Below are 25,189 nucleotides of genomic sequence, written 5' to 3' on the forward strand. Positions count from 1 at the left end.
TGCTTTCTTTCAAGGCGTTTGCCGGCTATGCCACAAAGACTCGAAGACTCAAAGGTCGAAAAGAAATTTTCAACTGGGTGCTACCGTGCAATATTCGCCAGGGTCGCGCCGGTCACGCCGATCAGGTCGGCCGGGGCGAGCAGGATTTCCAGCCCGCGCTGCCCGCCGCTCACGCCAATGATCGGCCACAGCTCGGCGGTTTCGTCCAGAAACACCGGGAAGGGCTTCTTCAAGGCCAGCGGCGTGACTGCACCGCGCATGTAGCCGGTCAGGTCGAGCACTTCTTTCAGCGGCACCATTTCGACGCGCTTGTTGCCGGATGCCTCGCCCAGCGCGCGCAGATCGAGCTCGGTGCCGGCCGGCAGGCACGCAATCACTGGCCCGGTGCGGTCGCCCCGCGTGATCAGGGTTTTGAACACAGTTTCGGGCGCCATGCCCAGCTTGCCAGCCGCGCGCTCGGCGCTCAGGTCGCTTTCGTCAATGGAATATTCGCGCAGCTCGTAGGCGATGCCTGCCCGGTCGAGCGTGCGCACGGCGTTGGTTTTGATGTTGGGCATATGGTTGGGTGCGCTGCCGCGCTTTTTTATTTTCAAAACCAGGCAATTGCCTTTTAGCCTGCGGCAGCAAGGAATCGCCTTATTTTTTGTGTGCCAATTTTGGCGCTCCGCGCCAAAATTGGCACACCTCCATCGTAAAGTACCGTGCTGTCGCCTGCGCGCAGAAACTGCTCACACCAAAAGAATTGTGGAGCAAGCTGCGCTCGCGCTATTTACTGCGCCAGCGCGACCTCGGGGGCAACATAGGTCATGCCAAGCTGGTCGAACAGGAAGGTGTAGACGTCGGTTTCTTCGACGATCTGCTCGTTCAGGCTGGTGCCCATGCCGTGGCCGGCGTTCGCGCTGGTGCGCAGCAGAATGGGCCGCGCCGAGCTTGTGGCGGCTTGCAGGCGGGCGGTCATTTTGCGCGAGTGGGCCGGGTTGACGCGCCCGTCGTGGTCGCCGGTTGTGAACAGCACTGCCGGGTAGGCCGTGCCGTCGACAACGTGATGGTAGGGCGAGTAGGCATGGAGCGCCGCGAACTGCGCCGGGTCGGCCACTGTGCCGAACTCGGTGATATTGAACGCGCCGTTCGGGTCGAGCTCGACGCGCAGCATGTCGTGGATGCCGACCGCCGCGACAACTGCGCGAAACAGCTCGGGCCGCTGCGTGAGCGCCGCGCCCATCAGCAGGCCGCCGTTGCTGCCGCCCATGATCGCCAGCCGCTCGGGGTTGGTGTAGCCCGCCGTAACGAGGTGCTCAGCGCAGGCCAGGAAATCGTCGAAGACGGTTTGCTTGCGCGTGAGGTTGCCGGCCAGGTGCCAGGCGTCGCCGTACTCGCCGCCGCCGCGCAGGTTCGCCACCGCAAACACGCCCCCCTGCTCCAGCCACACGCTCAGCCCCTGGTCGAAGAAGGGCGCGAGGCAGACGCCATAGCCGCCGTAGGCGTACAGCAGCGCGGGGTTGCTGCCGTCGAGGGCGACGCCGGCGCGGTGCAGCACGTTGATCGGTATGCGCGTGCCGTCGCGCCCGGTGGCGAAAATGCGCGAAACCAGCGTATCGCTGAAGTCGGCGGGCGAGTGCGTGCGCAGCGCGGTTGGCGCGGGCTCTTCTTCTTGTGGGTCGAAGCGATACCAGGCCGGCGGCGCGACAAAAGTGTTGCTGCGGTAGAGAATCGTGTCGCCGTCGAGCGCCAGCACCTGCCCCACCGCCGAGATGGGCGCGAGCGGCAGCCGGCCCTGGTCGCCGCCGTTGCTGCCAATCACGCGCACCGCCGAAGGCCCGCCGGCCATCTCGGTCAGGTAGATGCGCGTGGCGGCCGGCGTCACGCCGACGATGGCGGTTTCGCTTTCGGGCACGAGCGTTTCGGCCTCGGCCAGCACCGGCGCGGCGAGTGGCACGCGCAGCAGTGCGCCGTTGGGTGTATCGCGGAACGCCAGCAGCAACAGCGAATCGGCGGCGAAATGCGCCTGCTTGACGCCGTCGGCGAACTGTGTCACCTGCGTCCACTCGCCTTCGGGGCCGCGCAGGAAGTGCGCAAACTCGCCGCCATCGCCGTTCGCCACCTGCACCAGCAGAAACTGGCCGTCGTCGCTGGTTTGCAGCTCGACCTCGGCGATGCGCGGGAAATCCGCCCCAATCACATACACATCGTCGGCGGTGGGCGTGCCAAGCTGGTGGAAGTAGACCTGCTGGTAGAAGTGCTGGTCTTCGGCGGGGCGCTCCCCGGGCTGCGGGTAGCGCGTGTAGTACAGGCCACTCGCGTCGGCGTTCCAGGCCACGCTGCCGCCGCCGGTCGGGTAGGTCACACGCGGGATGCGGTCGCCAAGCTCACGGCCCGTCGCGACCTCGTAGATGCCGAGCGTGCCGTCTTCGCTGCCGTTGAGGGAAAGCGACACCGCCACCAGCCGGCCGTCGAGCGAGGGCTGGTAGAAATCGATGGTGGTTGCGCCGCTCGGGTCGAGCACGTTCGGGTCGAGGACGACATGCTCGTTCTCGGGCGCGTCGGGCGAATCGAGCCGCACCAGCAGCGGCTGGGCCTTGGGCGGCTGGCGCTTCACGGCGAACAGCTTGCCGGCGCAGCTTTTCAGGCCGATATAATCGGGCGAGGCCTGCGTAAAAATCTGCTGCATGCGCCCGAGCAGCGGCTCGCGCGCCGGGCTCTGGTCGAGAATGCTGCGGGTCAGGCGGTTTTGCGCCGCCGTCCACGCCTGCACCGCCGGGTCGTCAAAGGTTTCTAGCCAGCGGTAGTCTTCGCTCACGACCACGCCGTGGTAGGTATCGCTCACCGGGCGCTGCGGCGCGTCGGGGTAGGCGGGGCGTTTCTCAGTCATCTCGACCTCCTCTGAAGTACGCTTTTCTTTTTACCACGAAGGCACGAAGACACGAAGGGATGTGCTGCTGGTCTTCGCTCCGTGGTGGCAAACGCTCGGCGCAGTTCTGCAAAGCTAGAGCGTTTCGGCCTCTTCAATTGCTCGCAAGAGCGCGGCGGCCTTATTATAGCTCTCATTGAACTCGGATGTCGGGTTGCTGTCCGCTACCACGCCGCCGCCGGCCTGCACATATGCCACGCCATCCTTCACAATCATCGTGCGCAAGGCGATGCAGGTGTCGAGGTCGCCATTAAAGCCCACGTGCCCAACCGCGCCAGCGTAGATGCCGCGCTGCTGGCCTTCCAGCTCGGCAATCACCTCCATCGCGCGGATCTTGGGCGCGCCGCTGACCGTGCCGGCCGGGAAGCATGCCCGCAGCGCGTCGAGCGCGCTCATGTCGGGGCGCAGCCGCCCGGTGACATGACTCACCAAATGCATCACGTGGCTGAACTTCTCGACGAACATAAAGTCCGGCACGCTCACCGTTCCCGGCTGCGACACGCGGCCAATGTCGTTGCGGCCCAGGTCGACCAGCATGAGGTGCTCGGCGCGCTCTTTCTCGTCGGCCAGCAGCTCCTCAGCCAGCGCGCGATCCTCGGCCTCGTCGGCGCCACGCCAGCGCGTGCCCGCAATCGGGTGCGTCGTCACCAGGCCATCTTCCACGCGCACCAGCAGCTCGGGCGACGCGCCAACCAGCTCGCAGTCGGGTGTGCGCAGGTAGAACATGTACGGCGAAGGGTTGATGGTGCGCAGTGCGCGATAAATCGTGAACGAGTCGGCGGTGACGGGGCGGCTGAAACGCTGCGACGGCACCACCTGAAAGATGTCGCCCGCCGCGATATATTCCTTGGCCGCCAGCACGCGCCGCTCGTACTCGGCCTGCGAGACGTTGGAGCGTGGGGAATGGGCGTCGGAGGAAGGAGCTGCCTGCGCGGCTGCGCCCTTACGAGCGCCATCGGCCGGCAGCGGCTTCGCCAATCGCTCGATTAGCGCCGCGATCTTGGCGCAGGCACGCGCGTACTCGGCTTCGAGGTCGTCGGCGTCGAGGTGCACGTGCGCGATCACCTTGATCTTGTGCTTGAGATGATCAAAGGCCAGCAGCGTATCGACAAACTGCCACATGCCTTCGGGGATGGTGTAGGCGCGCTCCTCGGGCACGGGCAGGCGCTCAAAGCGCGCCACAGTCTCGTAGCTCATGTAGCCGACCGCGCCGCCAACAAAGCGCGGCAGGTCGGGCAGGCGCACCGGGCGGTATTCGCGCAGGTGCGAACCCAGCACCACCAGCGGGTCGGTGTAGGGCAGCGTTTGCTTGTAGCCGCCCTGCACGGCCTGCGCCAGCCCATCGGCGAAACGCAGCGTCATATAGGGCTCGGCACCAATGAACGAGTAGCGCGCCACGTGCTGCCCGCCCTCAACCGACTCGAGCAGAAAGCTCCACGGCCCGCGCGCGACCTTCAGAAACGCCGACACCGGCGTCTCCAGATCGGCCAGAATTTCACCATAGATCGGGCACAAATTGCCCTGGTCGCGCAGCGCGCGCACCTCATCGAGCGATGGACGTATTTGCATAGCGATCTCCAATTTACGATTGACGATTGACGATTTACGAAGCCGAGCCTAATCGTAAATCGCTAATCGTAAATCCAAAATCAAATGAACTTCAGGCCCATCGCATCTTTGACCATGCGCAAGGTTTCGTCGGCTTCGTGGCGGGCGCGCTCGCTGCCGGCAGTCAGCACCTCTTCGACGATGCGCGGGTTCTGCTCAAGCTCGGCGCGGCGCTGGCGAATTGGCTCAAGGAAGTTGTTGATCGCCGTGGCCAGCTTGCGCTTCACTTCCACGTCGCCAACCTTGCCGAGCCGGTAGCGATCTTTCAGGTCGTTCACTTCCTCGACATTCGGGTTGAAGGCGTCGTGGTAGATGAATACCGGGTTGCCCTCGACGCGGCCAGGGATGTCGGCCCGCACGCGGTTCGGGTCGGTGAACATGCCGCGCACCTTCTGCTCGACGGTTTTGGCGTCGTCGCTCAGGTAGATCGCGTTGTCAAGGCTTTTCGACATCTTGGCCTGCCCGTCGATGCCCACCAGCGTCGGCACCTCACCGATCAGCGTGTCGGGCTCGGGCAGCGTGTCGCCGTACAGGCCGTTGAAGCGGCGGGCGATCTCGCGCGTCACCTCCAGGTGCGAGGCCTGATCCTTGCCCACTGGCACAAGGTTGGCGCGCACGCACAGAATGTCGGCGGCCTGCAGCACCGGGTAGGACAGCAGACCCATCGAGGGCTGCTCGATCTCCAGGTCGTGCATCACTTCTTTCAGCGTTGGCACGCGCTGCAGGCGCGGCACCGTCACCAGCATCGAGAAAATGAGCTGCAACTCGGCGATCTGCGGCACCAGCGACTGCAAGAGGTAGGTGCTGCGGTTCGGGTCGATGCCAACGCTCAGGTTGTCGAGCACGACGGCGCGAATGTTTTCGGCGGTGTGGCGCAGGCGCTCCAGCTCGGTGCGCGTGGTGAGCATGTGCAGGTCGGCTACGAGGAAAAAGCAGTCGTAGTTATCCTGCAGCTTCACGCGGTTCGCCAGTGTGCCGACGTAGTGGCCCAGGTGCAGCCGCCCGGTTGGGCGGTCGCCCGTCAGAATGCGTTTTTTATTGTTTGTCATTGGGGTTTTCTCCTGTATATTCGATTGTGTATATCTAGCCTGATACGCACTACGCGCTACGCTCTTGCGTTACGGTGCATGTTGCGTAGTTCGTAGAATCTTACCAATCCGTTCAAAAATCCTACTGAAACACGCCAAAAAAGTGCTTCAGAAAGCGCTCGCGGTCGACCGAAAGCGCGACCTGATGCGAGTGCGCGGTGCCGGCCCGCCAGTGCGTGCGCCCGCGCTGTGGCGCATCTTCCAGCTCAAGATCAACCTCGCCCGGCTCGAACGTGCAGATCTGATCGTCAAAAATCGTCGTTGCCGCCAGCGGGTCGTGGAAGGTCAGGATTTTCGCGTGCTGGAACCAGACCTCGGCGAAATCGAGCACGGGCAGCAGCAGCGGGTGCTGGAATGACTGCCGCACCTCGCCCGCGTCCATTGTCACCTGGCAGGTCACATCCAGCCCAATCGAGCGGTGGCCGTTCACAGCGGCGCGGTAGACAATCGCGGCGGCGTGTGGGTCGCACAGCGCGTTCCACTCCAGCGGGCCAACGTTCGGCAACTGCTCGGTGAACACGCCACACATCAGCACAAGCTGCTTGAGCAAGCTCGGAATCTCCGGGTCGCTGGCGAACAGCAGCGCAATATTCGTCAGCGGGCCAATCGCCAGCAGCGAAATTTCGCCCGGGTTTGCGCGAATGGTCTGCCGCAGAAACTCAATCGCCTGCCCACGCGGGAAGTCGGTTTCGTGCGGCCAGCGGCTCAGCGCGGCGGCCTGTGGCGCGCGCGGCTGGCGCGGCTCGATCAGCAGCGGCAGCTCCGCGCCGGGGTAAATCGGCACCTCGCGCCCGGCAACTTTGCACTGCGCGCTGGCCATGCTGGCCCGCAGATTGGCCTCGCCCGTCACCGTTGTGATGCCCAGCAGCTCACACTCGGGCTGGGCCAGCAGGTAGGCAAGACACACCGCGTCGTCAATATCGGAGCCAATATCAGTATCGAGTAAGATCTTCGCTGGCATCATCGCCTCCATCGCTTCGAGAACCGAGAAGGGCGTATGCAATACGCCCAAACGCACACGCACTGGCGTATCGCACACGCACTGGCGTATCGCATACGCCAAAATTCGATCACACTTCAACCTGGACTTTTGCAGATTTGCGGCAACAAGCTTCTGAGCATATGATCAGGCGAGCGTTGGTCTACCAGTTGGGAGGCACAGGTGCCAGCAATTGTCGCGATACCACAGGTGGTCGAGGAACTGCTGGTCCAGTTCGCCGACCTGTTTCCAAATGAGCCTTCACGCCGCCACTTTGCCGAATACCTGACCGGGCTGTTTGTAGCGGAGCACAAGACCGTGAGCGGTATCACGCGAGAGTTTGCCGCCCCACCCGACCAATCCACTCTCAATCGATGGTTGACTGAAGCGCCCTGGGATGTCCAGCGCATCAACGCGCACCGGCTCGAATGGCTTCAACAGGACGCTGCAACGCGCTATCGTCACGACGGCGTTATCGCGATCGATAACACTTTGATAGATCATGACGGCAAACTGATAGAGGATGTCGGCTATTTCTGGGACCATGCCGACAAACGCCACCTGATCGCCCACGATTACCTGTTTGCCAACTACGTCAACCCGAGTGGGAAGCATTATCCGCTCGATTTCCGGCGCTTCCGCAAGCGCGAGCAGTGCGACGACGAGCGCCCGTTCAAGAATCACACCGACCTCGCTAAGGAACTGATCGATTGGGTTGTCGCTGAGGACATACCGGGCGACTTCACCTTCGACAGTTACTTCACCAACGCGCCAATTATGAACACCCTCCACGCCAAAGGTCGCAGCTACATCGGTGATTTGAAAGCCAACCGAGTGATTGTAGTCAGCGGGAAGCAGACCAGCGTGACTGAGTGGGTCAAAACGCTCACGCCGCTTGTTCGCACCAAGTTTACGGTCGGCGGTCACACGCAATGGTACTTCACCAAGTCCGTTCGTCTGCCCAATGTCAACCACCCAGTGCGTATTCTGGTGTTGTGGTCAGAAGCAGAAGCTGCGACGCCACGCAAGATCCTGATCAGCAACCGAACCCAGTGGGAAGCTCATCGCATTTTGAAGGTCTACAAAAAGCGCTGGACAGGGACGGAGACCTTTCATCGGGACGGGAAGCAGCATTTGGGCATGGGCGAGTGTCAGCTCAGGGACGGGATGGGCCAGACCAGGCACATGCACCTCGTCGTCCTGGCGTACACGGCTCTGATGCGCCAATTGAAGCATGATCGTGCCTTCGAATGGGCTCACACACGCCTGATGACCATTGGCGAGTCCTGTCGCACCATCGCTCGCGAGACCTTGGGCAAAACGCTTGCTTGGGCCATCGAACAATCGCACCAAGGCATGACTCTGTCCGATATCAAGCTCCGTTTGGCTTTACCCTGAGCTTTCGCCTATTTCTGCAAAACCTTAGTTCAACCTTGTAGTTCAGCGCCATTTCGTCGCCAAGCTGGCCACGAATGCCCCAGTTGTGGCGCGGCGTTTCGAAAATTGTGATCTCAACATCATTTGGCGCGATCTGTAATTCCTGCTCGAATTTTGCAAAAATCAGGCGAATCAGTGTTTTCTTGGCTTCAACCGTGCGCCCTTCAAACATACTGATCTCAATAATCGTATACTGCTCGCTGCGGCCGGGCGGGTAGTAGAAATCGGACGGATCGAGCGCGATAAAGCGATGCGCGCGCTTGTCGGGCGGGTAGTGCAGCGCCTCGACCACACAGGCGTGAATTACGTCCGACATCCGCGCTTTCGTCGCGTCGAGATGCGTGCGCAGGCCGTATATCTTAATTTGCGCCATAAATCCTCATCTTTTCACCGCAGAGACGCAGAGGTCGCAGAGATATACAACATACTTCTACTTAAAACTTATCTCCGTGCTCTCCGCGCCTTTGCGGTGCGATCGTATTACCCAACGCTCGGCAGACCGGCCAGCGCCATGGCGATTTCTTCCTCAGGGTACTCGTAGTTTTGCAGCTTGCCCGCCATATAGTCGGTGTAGGCGCTCATGTCGAAGTGGCCGTGGCCGCACAGGTTGAACAGGATCGTCTTCGACTCGCCCGACTCTTTGCACGCCAGCGCCTCGGCAATTGCGCCCGCCACGGCGTGGTTGGCTTCGGGCGCGGGCAGAATGCCCTCGGCACGCGCGAACTGCACGCCGGCCGCAAAGGCGTCGAGCTGCTGCACCGCGCTGGCCTCGATCTGCCCGAGGTCGAGCAGGTGGCTCACCAGCGGGGCCATGCCGTGGTAGCGCAGGCCGCCCGCGTGAATACCCGGCGGGATGAACGTGCTGCCAAGCGTGTGCATCTTCACCAGCGGGGTCAGGTGCCCGGTGTCGCCAAAGTCGTAGGCATACTTGCCGCGCGTCAGGCTCGGGCAGGCGGCTGGCTCGACCGCCACCACGCGCACGTCGCGTTCGCCGCGCATTTTCGCGCCAATGAACGGGAAGGCAATGCCGCTGAAATTCGAGCCGCCGCCGGTGCAGCCCACAATAATGTCCGGGTAGTCGCCCGCCATCTCAAGCTGGGTCATCGCCTCCTGGCCGATCACGGTCTGGTGCAGCAGCACGTGGTTCAGCACACTGCCCAGCGCGTATTTCGTATCGGGGTCCATCGCGGCCACTTCCACCGCCTCGCTGATTGCGATGCCCAGGCTGCCGGTGCTGTCGGGGTGCTCGGCCAGGATCTGCCGGCCGGCGTTGGTCGTGTCGCTCGGGCTGGCGAGCACCTTCGCGCCAAACGTCTCCATCAGGGCGCGGCGGTAGGGCTTCTGGCCGTAGCTGACCTTCACCATATACACCACAACCTCGATCCCAAACAGCGCGCCGGCCAGCGCCAGCGACGAACCCCACTGCCCTGCGCCCGTTTCGGTTGCCAGGCGCTTCACGCCTTCCTGCTTGTTGTAGTAGGCCTGCGGAATGGCGGTGTTCGGCTTGTGCGATCCGGCCGGGCTGACGCCCTCGTACTTGTAATAGATCTTGGCGGGCGTGCCCAACTCCTGCTCAAGCCGCCGCGCGCGGTAGAGCGGCGTGGGCCGCCACTGGCGATACACCTTCTGCACTTCCTCGGGGATGTCGATCGTGCGCTCGGTGCTGACCTCCTGCTTGATCAGCTCCATCGGGAACAGCGGCGCCAGATCGGCCGGGCCGATTGGCTGGCCGGTGCCGGGGTGCAGCGGCGGCGGCAGCGGCACGGGCAGGTCGGCAGCGATGTTGTACCACGACGTTGGCATCTGGTCTTCCGAAAGGACGTACTTCACGGTGTCCATGCGAGCCTCCTCATCGAATAGCAGCGAGCAGTCGGCAACTGGCAGCTGGCAGTGATTGCCCCGAATGCGCTGATCGCAGCGATGCTGCAACCTGCATATTGGCTACTGCCCCAGAATCAAAAAACCCCTCATCCCAATCAGGGACGAGAGGCCAGAAAGCCTTCGCGGTGCCACCCCCGTTCGCCAAACCTCGCGGCCCAGCGCACTCAGCAGGTACGGGACAGTTCATGCTATCCGATACCCTGCGCCCAGATAACGGTGGCGTCGCCGGCGGCTACTACTGATATTTACGATTTACGATTGTTGATTTGCGATTTCGTGCCGAAGCCAAAATCGTAAATCGTAAATCCGAAATCGTAAATTGTTTCGCTCCGCAACTCCCAGGCCCATTCCGCGTATGCTTCCGCACCGGCTTCGCACCAGAGTGCCGGCTCTCTGAGCGGCGACAACACGCGTACTTTTCCTGATCGTCGTCGTTGGTGTGTGAATTGAGGCGAGTATAGCAGCAGGATTTGCGCTTGTCAACTCGGCCAAAAGGCGGGCAAATGCGCCGACCGCACCTGCCCCGCCAGATGGCAACATTATCGTCCAACCCACCAAAAAAAGGTATTTTTTCAGCAATCTGTGACTCTATGTATCATGAGCAAACATTTGTACAACATTCCTGCCAATTGCTTTCTGGTGGAAACCACGAGCCGGTTCTCGCAGCCCGTGCCCTGGTTTCACGCGCAGGCATTCGCCATTCCGCGCCACGGTTTGCCCACCGTGCTGCTGGCCCGGCAAGCGCCTGCATGAAATCGGAGGAGAGTTCCCAGCATGACCACACCTTCTCGGCGGTTCATTGTTCTGCGCGCAGTTATGGCAATTGTGGTCCTCACCGCATCGGCGATCGGTTTCTTTGGCGTGTTTGCCGCGCGCAACCCTGGCACGCTCGATCGCTTTTTTGGCCCGGAAGACCCGGCCACCATGATGCGAGAAAAATTGGAAGGCGGCGATGTTGAAATGTCGTCGCAGGGCACCGAGAATGGCGGCTCGGGCGGTGAGTCGGAAGAAATTTTGCGGGCAATGACGGAATTTGCCGAGGCGCGCACCGCGCCAGGCGGCATTGTCAACCCAGGCGCATACTCGGCGGCCTACAGCCAGCTCACTGGCCTGAGCACCGTCGGCGGCGCCTGGAAAGATGTCACTGCCGTGAAGTACGACGCCGACGACCCCGACTACCGCGACTACTATTCGAACTCCAGCGGCGGCGCGGGTTTGGTAACCGGCCGCATCACCGGCCTGGCCGCCGATAATGCCGGCAATGTCTACGCTGCCGGCGCAATGGGCGGCGTCTGGCGCTCGACGACGGGCGGCGGCAAATGGACACCAATTGCCGACGCGCTGCCCTCGCTTTCTTCGGGCGACCTGGAGCTTGGCGCTGACGGCGCGCTGTGGTTCGCCACCGGCGAGGCCAACACCGGCGGAACCAGCTATGTCGGCTCGGGCGTGTACCGGCTCGCCAACCCCACCAGCGGCAAGTTCGCCCCCTCAAATCGCGTGGGCGGCACCGAGCTGGAATCGACTACGATCAACTCGCTGCGCTTCACTCCGACGCGCGTCTACGCTGCCACCCTGCGCGGCGTGTGGTACCACGCCATCGGCACAGGCGCGAACCTGGCAAGCGCGTGGACGCTGGCCTACGCGCCCAACCCAGGCTACCTGCCGGCCGACCTTCAGCAGTACTCGACCACGCAGACCGGCTTTGGCACCATCACGACCGCGGGCAACACCAATGCCGCCTACAAAAACATCGTCAACGACATCGCCGTCGACCCGAAGAACAGCCAGCATATCATCGCGGCGATTGGCTGGCGCAGCGGCGACACCTACAACGGCTTCTACGAGTCGAACGACAATGGCGTAAGCTGGGCCAAGATCAATCCGCAGGGCGGGATCGACGCGACCGACATTGGCTATGTCAACTTCGCCTTCTCGAAAGATGGCGGCAAGCTGTATGTGATCAACCAGTCGCCGCGCTTGCTCAACAAGCTCACCGGCACGGTCAACAGCTACCTCGATGGCATCTACGTCTCGAACACCGGCAACCCAGCCGGCCCGTGGAGCAAGATCGCCGAGTCGACCAAGCTGGCGAACTCGGGTTCGGCGCTCAAGCAGTCTGTCGGCGGCAAGGGCTACGGCCCGGGCATCCAGGCCTGGTACAACCAGTTCATCATTGTCGACCCGAACGACGCGAACCACGTCTACGCCGGCCTTGAGGAAGTGTACGAAACCAAGGACGGCGGCGCGAACTGGTCGGCGGTTGGCCCCTACTGGAACTTCTACTTCGCGTGCTGGAACCAGAATGTGCTGTACCCGCCCAACGGCGCAAGCGGCGCAAATGGCTGCCCGCAGACCACCCACTCCGACCAGCATTCCGTTGCGATTGGCACCGTCAGCGGCAAGCAGTATGTGTTTGTTGGCAACGACGGTGGCCTCTACCGCCGCCCGCTGAACGGCGCGGTCAACGCCAACAGCAACGCCACCGACTGGGTGAGCCTGAACGACGGCACGATCGACGCGCTGCAGTACTACGCCGTCGGCATTGGCAAAACCACAACGGAATCGAACAAGCGCCCCGATCTCCAGAAGGGCGATGGCGTATTGGTCAGCGGCGGCCTGCAAGATAATGGCGGCTCGCTGGTGCGCCCGAATGGCGACAAAATGGTTTCGAACTTCGGCGGCGACGGCGGCGATGTGCTGGTCGACCCGAACAACGGCTGCAATATTGTGCAGGAATATGTCGCGCTCGCAATGCGCGTGACGCAAACCTGCGCGAACCCCGGGCCAGATCGCCCGAACGCCTTCGTCGACCTCTCGCAGTCGACTACCTACAGCATTGCCCCGCCCGACATCAACGCGCGCTTTATCGCCCCGTTCGGCGCAAACGGCACGAATATCAACGAATGGCTGGCCGGTGGCAACAGCCTGTGGGTGCAGAACAAGGGCTTCGCCATCCGCAGCGGCAGCCAGTGGACTAAGGCCTTCACACTTGGGAGCGCCGGCCAGACCTACACGGCCGTGGCCATGAAAGGCGACACGGCGGTGGGCGGCTGGTGTGGGCCGTGCAACAACGCCGGCTTCGCGCGCGGCATCACCATCGGCACGCGCAACGCCTCGTCGGCCTCGGGCTGGAATTTCGCGGCAGTTCCCACCACCGGCTTGCCTTTGCGCTATGTTGGTGGCGTGGCGGTTGGCCCAAATGGCGAAGTCTACGCCTCGATCAACGGCTTCTCGCGCCGCTTCACCGAAGGCGAAGGCGCGGGCGTTGGCCACGTCTTCCAGTACAACAGCGCGAGCCAGTCGTGGGCCGACATCTCCGCCAACTTCCCCGACGTGCCGGCAAACAGCATTCAGGCGCTCAGCAATGGCGCGCTGCTTGTTGCCACCGACCTGGCGGTGCTGTACCGCGCGCCGGGCGCAACTACCTGGCAGCGCCTGGGCACGGGCCTGCCGCTGACTGTGGCGCTGGACGTCGAGCTTGGGCCTGACGGCAACATCTACGCCGCCACCCACGGCCGCGGCATCTGGCGCATCGCAGCGCCATAGTAGCAGAGCCGCTTCCCTTTTTGCCACGAAGGCACAAAGGCTCGAAGGTAAGGAGATAAGTATTCTGGAAAATACGGTATTTCATACAACCGGCAAGCTTCCAGGAAGCCCATCTGGTTATCAGCTTGAAAGAAAACTGGCTTGAGCTTCCTGGAAGCTGAGTACTCTGGAAAGAAAGTTCTTTTCTACAACGGGCAAGCTTCCAGGAAGCCCATCTGGTTATCAGCTTGAAAGAAAACTGGCTTGAGCTTCCTGGAAGCTGAGTACAAGGGAATTTATTTTCCAGAGTAATAAAGCGTTTCGGAAATGATCACAGCAAGAACAGCCTCCATGCTGCGGGATGGGGGCTGTTGTGTATTCTGTGGGCTTTTGAGAGTTTTTTGAGACCGCGCTGCTACCATTGCGGCGTGTGCTGGAAGCGCATAGGGTGAGGATGATGAGGGGAAAGCAGCTTCCAGCGCACGTTTTTTGTGCCGGCCTCGCAATGCAGGCCAGCGAGCACAATCGCGCAGTGAACAAGCGGAGGCGGAATGGCACCCTGGTTGCTCTTCGGCGGCGCGCTGGCCGCGCTGGCCGCATATATTGGCGTCGCGGCGGCGGTGGCGCACCAGCTTACCACGCCGCGCCGCCGCTCGCCCGCCGCCGACCCGGCCGCGCTGGGCATGCGCTGCGAAGAAACATGGTTCCCGGCGCGCGGCGAGCGCGTGACGATCAGCGCCTGGCACCTGCCCGCGCCCGGCGCCGAGCGCGCCATTATTGTTGCGCACGGCGTTGGCGGGCGGCGCGGCAAGGAATTCACCATTCCCTCGCACGAGCTGCTGGGCTATCTGGTGGCGCAGGGCTTCACTGTGCTTGTGCTCGATCTGCGCGGCCACGGCGACAGCAGCCCGGCGCGTATGACCTATGGCGACAGCGAGCGGCGCGATATTCTTGGCGCGGCGGATTGGCTGCTGGGGCGCGGCTATGCGCCCGGCACGATTGGCGTGCTGGGGCTTTCCATGGGTGGCGTGGCCGGTATTGGCGCGGCCCGCGCCGAGCCAGCAATTGGCGCGCTGGTGGTCGATAGCTCGTGCGCCGACTTCGTGGCGATGCTGCGCGAGCACTTTCGCAGCTACAGCAAGCTGCCGCAGTTTTTTCTGCCCGGCGCGCTGCTGCTTGGCCGCCTGCTGACGGGCGTGCAGCTCGAACGCCTGCGCCCGGCGGAATTATTGCGCAGCAGCGCGCGCCGCCCGGTGCTGGTCATTCACGCGCGCGGCGATGCGCTGGTGCCAGCCGCGCATGCGCAGGCGCTGGCCGAAGCGGGGAATGGCGCGCTCTGGCTGACGGATGCGCCCGAACACCTCGGCTCGTTCGCGGCCGACCCGCAGGGCTATTGCGCGTGCGTTGGGCAGTTCTTCGATGCCGCGCTGGGCGAGGCGGATGTGCCAGCGCCGGGCGCCTACCTGAGCGTGGCTTTGCGCGTATGGGCGAAGCATCCCTGAAATGGGCATGATTCCGGGCTTCTGCGTGCGTGGTACAATCTGGTACGCCGCGCCCACAACGGAGTCACGCCTGATATGAATTCACGCTTTTTTCTCAACCCAAACGCCCAGAAGTATATCGCCGCCGCGCCGGGTGGCGGGCCGCTTGCGCTGCACCGGCTTCTGCCTGGCTACGCGCCCACACCGCTGGTGGCCGCGCCGCGTCTGGCGCAGCGCCTGGGCGTGGGCGAGGTGTTGGTGAAAGACGAATCGGAGCGCATGAGTCTGCCGGCCTTCAAAATCCTGGGCGCGTCATGGGCCACGGCGTGCGCGCTGGCGCGGCTGCTGGGGGTTGAGTCGCTCGAGGCCGCGAGCTTTGACGAGCTGGTAGCGCGGGTTGCGCCCTTGCGCCCGCTTGCGCTGGCCGCCGCCACCGATGGCAACCACGGCCGCGCGGTTGCGCGCATGGCGCGGCTGCTCGGGCTCGAAGCGCAGATTTTGGTGCCGGAAGGAACTGCGCAGGCGCGCATCGACGCGATTGCCGCCGAAGGCGCGCAGGTGCACGTGGTGGCGGGCAGCTACGACCAGGCGGTGGCCGAGTCGGCGGCGCTGGCCGGGCCGCGCTGTCTGGTGATTTCCGACACATCGTGGCCGGGCTACACAGCCACCCCGCGCGACGTGATCGCCGGCTACAGCACCATGTTCCACGAGATCGACGCCGCGCTCCCTGCCCCGCCCGACCTCGTGGCGGTGCAGGTGGGCGTGGGCGCGCTGGCTGCCGCCGCCGTGCGCCACTATCGCGCCGCGCCGGGCGGGCCGCGCCTGCTGGGCGTCGAGCCGACGCGCGCGGCCTGCGTGCTGGCCTCGCTGCAGGCCGGGGAGATCGTCAGCATTCCCGAGCCGCAGGATTCAATCATGGCTGGGCTGAACTGCGGCACGCCTTCGCTGGTGGCGTGGCCGGATGTGTCGGGCGGGCTCGACGCGCTGCTTGCCACCGACGACGCCTGGGCACGCGCGGCCATGCGCGCGCTGGCCGGGGATGGCGTGGTGGCGGGCGAAACTGGCGCGGCTGGCGCGGCTGGCCTGCTCGACATGCGCGAGTCGGGCGAGCTCGGCGCGCTGCGTGGCGCGCTTGGGCTGGGCGCGCACAGCCGCGTGCTGCTGATCTGCACCGAGGGCGCGACCGACCCGGAGGCGTACCGGCGTATCGTGGCGGGTGGGTAGGGTGAAGCAGAAACGAGTAATCCACAGATTACACAGATTACACAGATAGAGCTATCGCGAGCGAAACTCATCTGCGAAATTCGTGTGATCTATGGACAAAGTTACATTATGGCTATATAGGCGAATAATCCGCACACGATGTAGAGTAGCGACGAGTAATCTCCATATTACACAGATAGAGCTATCAAACAAATGGTAATCTGCGAAATCTGTGTAATCTGTGGATGATCATACGTTACGGCTGCGTGAAGGTCGCTACCTGCACCGCCGACGGGCCGTCCACCGCGTCGGGCAGCAAGGTGCCGCCCTGCACCGGCAGGCGCGCGCTCTCGCCGGGGCGGTACACGCCCATCACCACGCGGTATTCGCCGGGCGCGAGGGCGGCGGGCAGCGCAATCGGGATCGGGCCGTCGAACTGCTGGCCGGCCTGCCACTGCGGAAACAGCCCCTGATCGAGCGGAATATCGAGCTGGCCGACCTTCTGGCCGTCGGGCGCGAGCACATGCACAAACGTAAACGCGCCGCCCGCCTGGCTCGCCTCCACCCCCCACGACGGCGTCACGGTGAGGGTCGCGCCATCGCGGGCGAGCGTCACGCCGCGCAATCTCAGGCCATCGCCAAACACCGCATCGACTGGCAGCGCGAAGGGGCGCGGCAGCTGGTGCACCGTGGCGTAGGTAATGCCATATTTCTGGATCGTCAGCAGTGGCGGGAACTGGCGCACATACGCCTCGGCGGCAGCCGATTCCTTGCGCTGCACGCTGCGAACGTACAGCACGGCATAGTTCGCAAACACGCCCGGGCGCGGCGCCTGCAAATCATTCACCGGGATGTCGCTGGGCACGAACGGCTCCAGCACATACGGAATCCACGACTGGACCGGCCCACGCCGCAGATCGGGCCGCGCGCTGAGCCACGCGCCGGCTTCTTCCAGCCCCTCGCCCCAGCCCACCAGGATCATTCGCTGCGCCGTTGCGCCGCCGCCCAGCAGCGCGTTGTAGTAGCCCAGCTCATAGGGGTGGTACCACCACAGCTGGCCGATCTGCAGCGCCGCCACGCCCAGCAGCAGCGCCGCGCCCACCAGCCGCCGCGCCCGCCCGAGCAGTGCCGCCAGCGCGTCCCACAGGTACCACCAGCCAGCGGCAGCCAGCACCGCCAGCGCCGGCCAGATCGGCAGCAGGTAGCGGTCGAATTGCTTGGCCTCGATATCCATTGCCAGCGCAAACAGCAGCGCAAAGCCCAGCAGCGAAAGCAGCACGCGCGCCTCGCCGCTGAGCGTGCGGCGGCGCACCAGGGCAAACACGCCCGCGCCCAGCGCCAGCGCCAAGCCAATCAGGGTGACGGGGTCGGTGCGCAGCAGCACGGCGGCCGGGTAGAACCACAGCCCAGGCACCGGCACTGGCCGGCCCATGAAAAAATTGCCGGTGTCGGTTGGCTGGCCGCCGTTGGCAATAATCTCGTTCAGCACATCGCCGGCCGCCGCGCGCGGATCGACCCACATCGCTGGCCAGCCCGCAAATACCAGCGCCACCGCAATCGCCAGCCACACAAGGTAGCGCGGCACCGACCAGCGCAGCCGGCCCAGAAAACCAGGCTGCGGGCTCCACGCAAACATCAGCAGGCCAATGCTGGGCAGCAGCAAGAGCGACGGTGCTTTGGTGAGCAGGGCCAGCCCGCCAAAGAATGCCGCGAGCAGAAACATCGGGCGGGAGAAAGACGGCGCGCCCTTCGATACGCGCTGCGCGCTACTCAGGACGGGCCCTTGTGATTCCCGCTGCGCGCTGCTCAGGACGGGCCCTTGTGATACGCGCTGCGCGCTACTCAGGACGGGCCCTTGTGATACGCGCTGCGCGCTACTCAGGACGGGCCTTTCTGACACAGTGTTATGTTTCTGTTCAATATTCCCCGCAGCTGCACGGGCGCGGCCCGCGCCGAGCGCCACCAGCATGCTCAGCACGCACAGCGTCATAAACGAGGTCAGCAGCCCATCGAGGTGCAGCAGGCGGCTGTATGCCACCACAAACGGCGCAGTGGCCCACAGCAATGCCGCCAGGAGGGCCAGCCGCAGCCGCACGAGCCGGCGCAGCAGCAGAAAGCCAATCGCCACCGCCAGGCTGTTCACCACCGCGAGCGGCAGGCGCAGCGCGCCCAGGTAGGCCGCGCCATTGCCGATCCGCCCGTCGTCATAGATATTGCGCTGTTCGCCCAGCCAGCGCCCCAGCGAGCCAAGCCACATCGTCGTCACGCCGGGGTGGCCGGTCTGGTCGGTGCGAATCCACTGCTGCGTTTGCAGCGCCTGCGTAAAGCGGCGCACGCGGTCGGGCCAGTGGTACGCTTCGTCGATCGTATAAAAATCGGCCAGGCCCAGCGTGCGGGGAACCAGCGCCAGCAGCAGAATGAGCAGCGCCAGCAGCCAGGCGAGAGAAGCCGAGCGACGGGGCGCGGCGGAAACATCAGCAGTAGCCATCTGTTCAAGTCATCCATTCAAGCCACCAAGGCCTGTTATGATAAAATACGCCCCGATATTTGGCAATGCGAGACAAGGAGCGGGCATGACAGCCGACAATCAGTGGTACAAAGACGCCATTTTCTACGAACTGCAGGTCAAGTCGTTTTACGACAGCAATGCCGATGGCATTGGCGACTTTCGCGGCCTGATCGAAAAGCTCGACTACCTGAAGGAGCTGGGCGTCGACTGCATCTGGGTCACGCCCTTCTACCCTTCGCCGCTCAAGGACGACGGCTATGATATTGCCGATTACTACGGCGTGCATGCCGATTACGGCACCCTGCAAGACGCCAAGCTGTTCATCAAGGAGGCGCACCGCCGTGGCCTGAAGGTGATGTTCGACATGGTGATGAACCACACCTCCGACCAGCACGCCTGGTTTCAGGAAGCGCGCAGCGACCCCAAATCGCCGCGTCACAACTACTATGTGTGGAGCGACGACGACCAGAAGTATAACGACGCGCGCATCATTTTCATCGACACCGAGCGCTCGAACTGGACATGGGACGCAGCCGCGAAGAAATACTTCTGGCACCGCTTCTTCAGCCACCAGCCCGACCTGAACTTCGACAACCCGCGCGTGCGCCGCTCGATGTTCAAAATTATGCGCCACTGGCTCGACATGGGCGTGGATGGCTTCCGCGCCGACGCCATCCCCTACCTGTTCGAGCGCGAAGGCACCAACTGCGAAAACCTGCCCGAAACGCACGCCTACCTGAAAGAAGTGCGTGGCCTGATGGATCGCGAGTACCCCGGGCGCATCCTGCTGGCCGAAGCCAACCAGTGGCCGGCCGACGTGCGGCCCTACTTTGGCGACGGCGACGAATTCCACATGGCGTTCAACTTCCCGGTGATGCCACGCATCTTTATGGCGCTGCGCCGCGAAGACCGCACGCCAATTGAAGACATTATTTCGCAGCTGCCGGCCATCCCCGAGGAATGCCAGTGGTGCCTGTTCCTGCGCAACCACGACGAGCTGACGCTGGAAATGGTGACCGACGAAGAGCGCGACTATATGTACCACGAGTACGCCAAAGACGCGCGCATGAAACTCAACCTGGGCATTCGCCGCCGCCTGGCCCCGCTGGTCGATAATGGCCGCCGCCGCATCGAGCTGCTGAATAGCCTGCTCTTCTCGCTGCCCGGCAGCCCAATCATCTACTACGGCGACGAGATCGGCATGGGCGACAACATCTACCTGGGCGATCGCAACGGCGTGCGCACGCCAATGCAGTGGAATAACGACCGCAACGGCGGCTTTTCGCGCGCCGACACGGCCCGGCTCTACAGCCCACCAATCGTCGACCCGGTGTATGGCTTCCAGTCGATCAACGTCGAGGCGCAGCTGCGCGATCCTTCTTCGCTGCTGAACTGGATGAAACGCATGATCCGCCTGCGCAAGAACTACCCGGTGTTTGGGCGCGGCACTATCGAGTTTCAGCACCCCGAAAACCGCAAAGTGCTTTCGTACATTCGCAGCGGCGAAGGCCAGACCGTGCTGGTGGTGAACAACCTGTCGCGCTTCAGCCAGCCGGTCGAGCTTGATCTGCGGCACTACAACGGCTGGACGCCCGTGGAGATCTTTGGCGAAACACGCTTCCCGCGAATCGGCGAATTGCCTTATTTCCTGACGCCGGGGCCACACGGCTTCTACTGGTTCCGCCTGGAGCCGCCCACTGACGCGTAACACCCACCACGGCAAGGAGCGCCTGCGGCACCGTGGGCGCTCCTCTCACTATCGAAAGGCACGCGCCTATGCGACCCCGCCTGCTGGTTGGCGCGCTGACGCTGGTGGCGGCAATTCTGCTGCTGCCGCAGTTTCTGCCCGACTACGCCCAGGATTACGCCGCCGCGCGGGCGTGGTGGGAAGGGCGCGACCCCAACATCCGCACCGCCGACATCCTCCTCGAATGCTGCGCCGACATCGCGCCGGCCTATGGCGGCATGCACACCGCGCACCCGCCCTTTGCCACGCTGCTGGCACTGCCGTTTGGCTGGCTGCCCTGGCCGGCCCCGCGCTGGATCTGGCTGGCGATCTCGTGGCTGGCAATCGTTGTGGCGTGGGAGCTGGGCGACGTGAGCCTGGCGACATGTGCGGCCACTGCGCCATTCTGGATTCTCGCGCTGGGGCTCGGCACGCACGAGCCGCTGCTGTTTCTGCTGCTCACGCTCGCGCTGCGCGCTGAGGCAGCGCACCCCAATCGCGCGGGCGCGCTGGTTGGCGCCTGCGCGGCGCTCAAAATCTACCCGGCTGTGCTGATCGGCGGGATGCTGCTGGCACGCCGCACGCGCGCCGCGCTGGTGGCAATTGGCGTGGGCGCGGGCCTGCTGGTGCTGTGCGAGCTGGTGCTGGGGTTTGGGGTCACATCGGGGTGGCTGCGCTTCATGCCAGTAAACACGAACTTTTATGTCGACCAGATCGACAACGTTTCGCTGGTGCGGTTGGTGCGCGCCGTGCTGCCGGGGGTGTCGCCGCTGCTGGCCGGGCTGGCCGTTCTGGCGCTGCTCATTCTGCCGCTCATCCCACGCCTGCGCGGCGGCGACTGGCTGCGCCCCCTTGTGCCAGTAATGCTGCTCGGCTCGCCACTGAGCTGGCGACAATATATGGGCATGGTCGCGCTTGATCCGCTGGGGAAATTCGAGCAGCTTGCGCTGGCGCTGGCCGGCGCGCTGGCCCTGCTGATCGGCATGGGCGTCGTTCCTGCCGACAACATGGCCCCGCTGGTGCAGGGTCCACTATTGCTCGTGCTACTCTGGCGCTGGTATCGCGCAGCGCGCCCGGCCGCAACGCCTGCGAATGCATGAGTACTCTGGAAAATACGTTCTTTCATACAACGGGCAAGCTTCCAGGAAGCTCATCTGGCTACCGTGCTGAAGCAAAACTGGCTTTAGCTTCCTGGAAGCTGAGTACAGGAAAATTTATTTTCCAGAAAATTGAGTACCTGATCTCAATCCTTCGTGTCTTCGTGTCTTCGTGGTTCGTCAGCCTCACCAGGATTGTTTGCTAGGATAGTGCGCGCCAGCCAGGCGCACAGGCCGGTAGTCAGCAGCACGCCATAAAACGAGGGTGTGAGGAACAGCAAGCCCCAGCCAGTGTGCAGGCGGTTGTACAGCCACGGCTGCCAGTCGGTCCAGGCGGGCGGCCAGCACAGCAAGCATGCGCAAAGGCACAGCCACAGCAGCACGCGCCGCTCACTGGTCAGCTCGAACACGCGCAGCACGGCCAGCAGGGGCAGCAGCAGCACCACAAAGGTGTATGTGCCATTCGAGGGCGAAACGAGCATCATCGCGCCAAGCCACGCGCCAAAGCGCAACGGCTCGGCCAATTCGCTTTCGCGGCCCAGGCTCGCCCACACACACGCTGCCAGCACAAGCAGGCCACACGCGAGCACGAGCGTTCGCGCCAGCAGCGGGGCGTTCGCCAGCGCCACCCCATAGTCGTTGGGGGTAAAAATGCGCCCCCAGAAACCAAACAGCGAAACGTTATGTTCCCCAAAATACGGGTAATCGCGGCCAAAAACCACCTTCGCCAGATAGTTGGAATACGGTGCGGCGCCGTGCACCAGCAGCGAAACGCCGACAATCACAATTCCTGCCACCACGCCCCACAGCAAAGCCATGCGCCGCCGCAGCAGGAAATACAGCGAAAGTACTGCTGGAAACACTTTGATCAGGCAGCTCAATGCCAGCAGCAGACCGGAAAGATGGGCGCGGCGCTTCGCCAGCAGAAAACTCCCCAGCATCACCAGCGCCATCAGGATGCTCACCTGGCCAAGCTGCAAGCTCAGCCGCGTTGGCGGCGCAACCGCCACCAGCAGGGCCAGCACGCCCCAGTAGCGCCGCGCCAGCACCGAGCGGCTTGCGCGAATGCAGATGGCCAGCAAACCGGCGAGCATTGCCACATTCAGGCCAAACCACACGATCTGCCCGGCGCGCAGTGGCAGTAACCCTAAGGGCAGCATCAGGTAGGCAAAAAAGGGCGGGTAGATGTACATGTTTGGCTGCTGGCGCCCCTGGATCAAGAAATACGGATCGGCATAGTGCGCCACCGACCATGCGCCGCGCCAGTATGTTTGAAAATCGTCGGGGTCGGGCGCAAGCGTAAGGCCCACCAGCGCCACCCACAGCAGCGTCAGAAGCAGACACACGCGGTTCAGCAGGCGCGCGCGCCGCTCACGCGCCACCGAGGATGGCAGCGCAAGCGAACGGGAGTCCTGCATGCTTTTCAGGGGCTTTGCCATGCGGAGCTATCGGGCCTCGGCGGCCTGCGTTTGCGCGGGCGGTGGTGTCACAAGGGCGCGCTCGCGGCGCGTCCCGCCGGCGATCATCCATGCGGCCAGCAGGTGCCCGCACAAAATCCACGGCAAGAACACCAGCGAGGTGCCATTCGCAAGGTCGAGCTGCATTGGCCCTTGCAGCACGCCGGCCAGCGCCAGCCCGGCCAGCGTCCAGTTATTCGGGCGCGGTCGCAGCGCCGGCATCAGCGCAACCATGCCATAAAAGCTGGTTTGCGGGAACGCACCCGCCGCCAGCCACCACTGCCAGCCACCCCGCCGGCTGCGATACCAGAGCCATGCGGCCAGCGCAAACAGCACAACGCTTGGCCCCTGCCAGGCACCCATCTGCAAAATGCGCGCGCGGTATGCTGTGAGCGAGGCCAGCCAGTCGCTCCAGATGCCGGGGTTGATGATGGTGGGCGGCAGCGCCAGCAGCAGCGTGCCTAGCGCAATGCCGCCCCACAGGCGCGCGCGCTGCGGCGAGTTGCGGTCGGCCCACAGAAGCCAGAGCACCGGCACAATTGCCGCCTGCGGCTTGGTAAGCGCCCAGGCCAGCGCCAGGCCCCACAGCCAGCCGCGCCGCTCGGCACGCGTAGCGGCCCAGGCCACCAGGATCGCCATCAACGTGCTCTGGCCCTCAACCAGGTGCAAAATGAGCGGCGACCAGCAGATCAATAACAGTTGCGACGGGCGATCCTTGCGAATGATCCACCACCACAGCGCCAGCTCCAGCAAGGTCCACACATAGTAGCCAAGCCCGCCCAGCGGCACAAACAGCGCCAGCCAGGGCAGCGCCGTCGGTGGGTAAGCAAATGCGCCCGGCCCGAAATTCCCAAATGTGGGCGAGGCCAGGCGCGCATAGGGGCTCTGGCCGTGCATCCATGCCTGCGCCCCGGCCATGAAAATATCCCAGTCGATCTGAAAGATCGAGCGCAGTAGTTCGAACATGTTACCTCGGCTCACTTGCAGGCACCGGGCGCGGCCAGAGCGCGATCAGCGTCGCGGCGTAGCCACACAGCAGCACCCACACGCCCACCGCATGAAAATGCACCCACGGCGGCATCTGCTGGAGCAAAAACGCGCGCTTGAGGTTGGCAAACACCAGCTCGGCAGGGAAGAGCGACAGCGCCAGCGCCACCAGCACCAGCCCAATCGCCCAGCGCCGCCATGGCCCGGGCCGCGCCCGCGCCTGCTGCCAGATATACGCAAATGGCATCAGCAGGAAAATAAACGCGTGATCCCAGCTGAGTGGTGACAGCAGCGCAATTGCGCTGAGCGCCAGGCTGTATTCGCCCGTCAGGTCGGGCTGCTTGCGCCGCCACCACAGCACCAGGCCAAATAATGCTCCTGCCGTGCCATATAGCACCATGCGCAGAGGCAGCTCAAGCTGTGGCATGGCAAAGAATGGCCGCACCTCGTCGCTGCCCACAAACAAGCGCATGCTAATCGTCGCCAGCGAGGCATTGCGCGCATTCGGCATCCATGTCGCAGCATTTGCCGGCGCAACCTGGCCGAAATACTCGGCCCAGTGCTGCGGGTTCACCGCCATCTGCGCCGCCAGCAGCAGCAGCATGCACCCTGCCGCGCCGCCCAGCACGCGCCAGCGCCCGCGCAGCAGCGCATAGCCCAGCAGCAGCGCCGGGTAAATCTTCAGCATTGTTGCGGCGCCAAGAAGAACGCCCGCAAGCCACGGTCGCTGGTGGCGCTCGCACCACCACGCGCCAGCAATCATCGCCAGCAGCAGAATGGTAAACTGCCCGACATGGAGGTGCTGCCAGACCGGGTACCAGTTCAGCAACAGCAGCGGCACCAGCAGCCGCCACGGCCCGCGCAATGGCAGCTCAAGCTCGGCAACCAGCAGCCAGACGACGCCAAACAGCAGCGCCACTGAGCCAAGCGTCCAGAGCAGCGTTGCTGCCGGGAACGACAAGAACGTAAGCGGGGCAAACACGAGCGCGGTCAATGGCGGGTGAACGTTCAGCCGCATCCCCACGCCATATTCTTCATGCACGCCCAGCGCCGCCACCTCGGCTGGCGCGATTGGTGCGTACATATCTTCGCCTGCGCGCAAGCGTTGGGCGGCAATAAAATCCTGCTGAATATCCATGCCACTGGAAACAATCTCACTCCACGCCAGCCAGATTTGCAGGACGCCAAGCACACACAGCACCGCCACCATAATCCATAGTATACCTGGGCGAATCAATGGCTTTGTGCCAGCATTGGTGGTTGGTATTGCAAAATATCGCTTCATTGGCTATTTCTAAACAGG

The 25,189-nt window shown here is 63.6% G+C and carries 17 protein-coding genes; 6 read left to right on the forward strand and 11 right to left on the reverse strand.

The window, feature by feature from the left end; translation table 11 throughout:
• Positions 1–80 precede the first annotated feature (80 nt).
• From ybaK to M1P90_RS12810, 5 genes are all read right to left on the reverse strand, one after another.
• On the reverse strand, positions 81–557 hold the full coding sequence (gene ybaK / locus M1P90_RS12790) for a Cys-tRNA(Pro) deacylase (protein WP_483703042.1): 477 nt from the start codon (positions 555–557) through the stop codon (positions 81–83).
• A 212-nt stretch (positions 558–769) separates the two neighbouring features.
• Positions 770–2,869 (reverse strand): prolyl oligopeptidase family serine peptidase, encoded by a 2,100-nt coding sequence (locus M1P90_RS12795; RefSeq protein WP_483703043.1) that lies wholly within the window; start codon positions 2,867–2,869, stop codon positions 770–772.
• Between the two features lie 114 nt (positions 2,870–2,983).
• A complete protein-coding gene (gene trpE / locus M1P90_RS12800; protein ID WP_483703044.1) occupies positions 2,984–4,477 on the reverse strand; it encodes an anthranilate synthase component I in 1,494 nt (497 codons plus the stop codon).
• An 80-nt stretch (positions 4,478–4,557) separates the two neighbouring features.
• On the reverse strand, positions 4,558–5,565 hold the full coding sequence (gene trpS, locus M1P90_RS12805) for a tryptophan--tRNA ligase (RefSeq protein WP_483703045.1): 1,008 nt from the start codon (positions 5,563–5,565) through the stop codon (positions 4,558–4,560).
• 121 nt (positions 5,566–5,686) lie between these two features.
• Positions 5,687–6,565: a nucleoside hydrolase gene (locus tag M1P90_RS12810; RefSeq protein ID WP_483703046.1), complete on the reverse strand. Its 879-nt coding sequence runs from the start codon at positions 6,563–6,565 to the stop codon at positions 5,687–5,689.
• Between the two features lie 201 nt (positions 6,566–6,766).
• Here M1P90_RS12810 and M1P90_RS12815 point away from each other — a divergent pair, with 201 nt between their 5' ends.
• On the forward strand, positions 6,767–7,981 hold the full coding sequence (locus M1P90_RS12815) for an IS701 family transposase (RefSeq protein WP_483696970.1): 1,215 nt from the start codon (positions 6,767–6,769) through the stop codon (positions 7,979–7,981).
• Here M1P90_RS12815 and M1P90_RS12820 read toward each other — a convergent pair.
• Together M1P90_RS12820 and M1P90_RS12825 are read right to left on the reverse strand one after the other, a co-directional pair.
• On the reverse strand, positions 7,956–8,393 hold the full coding sequence (locus M1P90_RS12820; protein ID WP_483703047.1) for a tautomerase family protein: 438 nt from the start codon (positions 8,391–8,393) through the stop codon (positions 7,956–7,958). The two genes, M1P90_RS12815 and M1P90_RS12820, sit on opposite strands and share 26 nt — an antisense overlap.
• Positions 8,394–8,500: 107 nt before the next feature.
• On the reverse strand, positions 8,501–9,859 hold the full coding sequence (locus M1P90_RS12825; RefSeq protein ID WP_483703048.1) for a TrpB-like pyridoxal phosphate-dependent enzyme: 1,359 nt from the start codon (positions 9,857–9,859) through the stop codon (positions 8,501–8,503).
• A gap of 816 nt (positions 9,860–10,675) precedes the next feature.
• Here M1P90_RS12825 and M1P90_RS12830 point away from each other — a divergent pair.
• The 3 genes from M1P90_RS12830 to M1P90_RS12840 all read left to right on the forward strand — a co-directional run bounded on the left by M1P90_RS12830 (position 10,676) and on the right by M1P90_RS12840 (position 16,131).
• Complete coding sequence (locus tag M1P90_RS12830; RefSeq protein WP_483703049.1) at positions 10,676–13,447, forward strand: beta propeller repeat protein; 2,772 nt, start codon at positions 10,676–10,678, stop codon at positions 13,445–13,447.
• Between the two features lie 530 nt (positions 13,448–13,977).
• The gene (locus M1P90_RS12835) at positions 13,978–14,928 is read left to right on the forward strand and encodes an alpha/beta hydrolase (protein WP_483703050.1); all 951 of its coding nucleotides are present in this window, start codon (positions 13,978–13,980) and stop codon (positions 14,926–14,928) included.
• A 75-nt stretch (positions 14,929–15,003) separates the two neighbouring features.
• Positions 15,004–16,131, forward strand: coding sequence for a diaminopropionate ammonia-lyase (locus M1P90_RS12840; protein ID WP_483703051.1), 1,128 nt, complete (start codon positions 15,004–15,006; stop codon positions 16,129–16,131).
• A 235-nt stretch (positions 16,132–16,366) separates the two neighbouring features.
• Here M1P90_RS12840 and M1P90_RS12845 read toward each other — a convergent pair whose 3' ends face one another.
• The gene (locus tag M1P90_RS12845) at positions 16,367–18,598 is read right to left on the reverse strand and encodes a glycosyltransferase family 39 protein (RefSeq protein ID WP_483703052.1); all 2,232 of its coding nucleotides are present in this window, start codon (positions 18,596–18,598) and stop codon (positions 16,367–16,369) included.
• A gap of 85 nt (positions 18,599–18,683) precedes the next feature.
• Here M1P90_RS12845 and treS point away from each other — a divergent pair, with 85 nt between their 5' ends.
• Both treS and M1P90_RS12855 read left to right on the forward strand, forming a co-directional pair.
• Entirely contained in the window at positions 18,684–20,327 is a 1,644-nt protein-coding gene (gene treS, locus M1P90_RS12850) for a maltose alpha-D-glucosyltransferase (RefSeq protein WP_483703053.1), read from the forward strand.
• Positions 20,328–20,395: 68 nt separating this feature from the next.
• The gene (locus tag M1P90_RS12855) at positions 20,396–21,445 is read left to right on the forward strand and encodes a glycosyltransferase family 87 protein (protein ID WP_483703054.1); all 1,050 of its coding nucleotides are present in this window, start codon (positions 20,396–20,398) and stop codon (positions 21,443–21,445) included.
• A 143-nt stretch (positions 21,446–21,588) separates the two neighbouring features.
• On the opposite strand, the gene M1P90_RS12860 is transcribed toward M1P90_RS12855, so the two are convergent.
• From M1P90_RS12860 to M1P90_RS12870, 3 genes are read right to left on the reverse strand one after another with little or no spacing between them, the layout of a single operon-like run.
• Positions 21,589–22,860: a glycosyltransferase family 87 protein gene (locus M1P90_RS12860; RefSeq protein ID WP_483703055.1), complete on the reverse strand. Its 1,272-nt coding sequence runs from the start codon at positions 22,858–22,860 to the stop codon at positions 21,589–21,591.
• 27 nt (positions 22,861–22,887) lie between these two features.
• Positions 22,888–23,865 (reverse strand): glycosyltransferase 87 family protein, encoded by a 978-nt coding sequence (locus M1P90_RS12865; protein ID WP_483703056.1) that lies wholly within the window; start codon positions 23,863–23,865, stop codon positions 22,888–22,890.
• Position 23,866: 1 nt separating this feature from the next.
• Positions 23,867–25,171 (reverse strand): glycosyltransferase family 87 protein, encoded by a 1,305-nt coding sequence (locus tag M1P90_RS12870; protein ID WP_483703057.1) that lies wholly within the window; start codon positions 25,169–25,171, stop codon positions 23,867–23,869.
• Between the last annotated feature and the right edge of the window lie 18 nt (positions 25,172–25,189).

The organism is Kouleothrix sp. 19917, from assembly GCF_057073505.1.